Origin of the sequence: Candidatus Hakubella thermalkaliphila (assembly GCF_013281975.1) — a bacterium.
Lineage (GTDB): Bacteria > Actinomycetota > Humimicrobiia > Hakubellales > Hakubellaceae > Hakubella > Hakubella thermalkaliphila.
Genome location: NZ_BLRZ01000219.1, coordinates 1 through 1,673, shown reverse-complemented (window position 1 = coordinate 1,673; position 1,673 = coordinate 1). Strand labels below are relative to the sequence as shown.

General features: G+C 51.4%; 2 protein-coding genes. One reads left to right on the top strand and one right to left on the bottom strand.

Annotated features, from left to right (window positions below):
* Positions 1-61 precede the first annotated feature (61 nt).
* Positions 62-1,153: a nicotinate-nucleotide--dimethylbenzimidazole phosphoribosyltransferase gene (cobT, locus tag HW443_RS11050; protein ID WP_176236284.1), complete on the top strand. Its 1,092-nt coding sequence runs from the start codon at positions 62-64 to the stop codon at positions 1,151-1,153.
* A gap of 46 nt (positions 1,154-1,199) precedes the next feature.
* On the opposite strand, the gene HW443_RS11045 is transcribed toward cobT, so the two are convergent.
* Positions 1,200-1,433 carry a hypothetical protein gene (locus HW443_RS11045; RefSeq protein WP_176237175.1) on the bottom strand — a complete coding sequence of 78 codons (234 nt, stop codon included), beginning with the start codon at positions 1,431-1,433 and terminating at the stop codon, positions 1,200-1,202.
* Positions 1,434-1,673: the final 240 nt, after the last annotated feature.

The window sequence follows — 1,673 nt, the reverse complement described above, 5'->3', positions numbered from 1 at the left end:
CCATGCACCGCGGCGCACCACGTCGCATGAAAATTGTGTTATTTTCAAGGGAGGTTTGAAGATGCAAAAAGTTCTTGATGTTATGACCAAAATCGGGCACCTTGATGAGAGAGCCATGCAAACTGCCCAAGCGCGACAGGATACTCTAACCAAGCCTGCAGGAAGTCTGGGTCGCCTGGAAGAACTGTCGGTTAGGGTGGCAGGCATAACTGGGAATCCTCTGCCCAAGATTGTCTACAAAGTCATCCTGACCATGGCCGCTGACCACGGCGTGGTGGCCGAGGGAGTGAGTGCCTATCCCCAGAAAGTTACATCTCAGATGGTCTACAATTTCCTGCGCGGTGGCGCAGCCATCAATGTGCTCGCTCGTCATGTAGGTGCTCGAGTTGTCGTAGTGGATATGGGCGTGGCGGCCGATCTGGAGCCTCATCCCGCTCTGGTAGATAAGAAAATTGCCTACGGGACTCAGAATATGGCTACAGGCCCGGCCATGACGCGGGAAGAAGCTATCCGGGCCCTGGAGGCTGGCATCGAGATAGTGGAAGAGCAGCTTGCTAGAGGCATGGATATTCTTGCTACTGGAGACATGGGCATCGGCAATACCACGCCGTCCAGTGCCATCGTCGCCGCCATCACCGGAAGACCGGCTGCTGAGGTAACAGGCCGGGGCACTGGCATAGACGACACTCAACTCAAGAAGAAGATCGCCATTATCGAACAAGTCCTAGAGGTAAACAGGCCAGATCCTGAAGACCCTCTTGACGTTTTGGCTAAGGTAGGAGGACTGGAGATCGGCGGTCTAACTGGAGCCATCTTGGCCGGCGCTGCTCACAGAATACCGGTGGTGATTGACGGCTTCATTTCGGGGGCAGCCGCTGTGCTAGCCATTAAGCTTTGCCCCAAGGTGCAGGATTTTCTTATCGCCTCCCACTGTTCGGTGGAGATCGGACACCAAATTGTGCTGCAGCACGTGGGGCTGAAGCCTCTTATGAATATGGACCTGCGGCTAGGCGAAGGGACCGGTGCGGCACTGGGAATAGGGATAGTGGAAGCTTCTCTCAAGATACTAGCCGAGATGACCACTTTCGCCGAGGCTGGTGTGGCTGAGAAGAAAGGGGAAGCTGATGCCTCGAGAAGTGCGGCGCATCGTTAGCGTATTAAATCCGTAAGGGTCACTCTTTGGTGAGGTCTTGTTTCTATCATGTCTTGGGTCCAGATATGTTTGTGATAGAAGTTTTCTTGGCTCCCTCTAACGGCAGAGTGTTATGCGAGTCGTAGTCTCTTATCCACATCATTACTTTCTCAGAATCTCTCATCTCGCCTCGTGGGTATTTCTGTCCAAACTCGGCCGAAGTCATGCCGTACTTCATCTCCAAAGAACAAAGGTGTTTTTGAATTTCCTTGATGCTTACTTGTTTCATCCTCAACTTCATCTTGGCATATCTCCCCAGGATGGCTCTTAATAGGATGTTGGTTGTCCGCGTTCGTCCATATTATAGTAGACGGTTATTGATGTGGCCAAATTTATTGTTTGTCACGGCAGGCTGTTTTTCAAAATAATGCTATAATACACGGAGTGTATTTGGTTTAAGCAATAAGCAGTTAGAAAGGAATCGCCCATGCGCCGCGGCGCACCACGTCGCATGAAAATTGTGTTATTTTCAAGGGAGTAT

Bases quoted from the DNA above. Each gene is read 5' to 3' on its own strand.
- HW443_RS11045 (WP_176237175.1), bottom strand. From the start codon at position 1,433: ATGAAGTTGAGGATGAAACAAGTAAGCATCAAGGAAATTCAAAAACAC.
- cobT (WP_176236284.1), top strand. From the start codon at position 62: ATGCAAAAAGTTCTTGATGTTATGACCAAAATCGGGCACCTTGATGAG.